Origin of the sequence: Paraburkholderia sp. SIMBA_054 (assembly GCF_046534875.1) — a bacterium.
GTDB classification, from domain to species: domain Bacteria; phylum Pseudomonadota; class Gammaproteobacteria; order Burkholderiales; family Burkholderiaceae; genus Paraburkholderia; species Paraburkholderia hospita.
Genome location: NZ_JAWRXV010001541.1, coordinates 1 through 242, shown reverse-complemented (window position 1 = coordinate 242; position 242 = coordinate 1). Strand labels below are relative to the sequence as shown.

1 pseudogene is annotated in these 242 nt (G+C 55.0%); it reads left to right on the top strand.

From position 1 onward, the window contains the following. Positions 1 to 47: 47 nt before the first annotated feature. Positions 48 to 242 (top strand): annotated as a pseudogene (locus SB822_RS60205) (Na+/H+ antiporter); the annotation flags it as partial.

Genomic DNA, 242 nt, shown 5'->3' with positions numbered 1-242 from the left:
AATTGACTTTATTCGTCAGTTTGACAGGTGTGCGCGGGACGGTGACCATGGTCGGGATTCTGTCCTTGCCGATGATTGTAGATGGCGGCTACATCTTCCCCGAGCGCTCTCTGCTGCTATTCCTGGCAGTCGGGACCATTCTCTTGACGCTGCTGTTGGCGACGGCATGTTTGCCGCTGCTCAGCAAAGGCAAATTGGCGGGAAGCGATGACGGAAGGACGATCGACTTGGAAGAAGCAAGA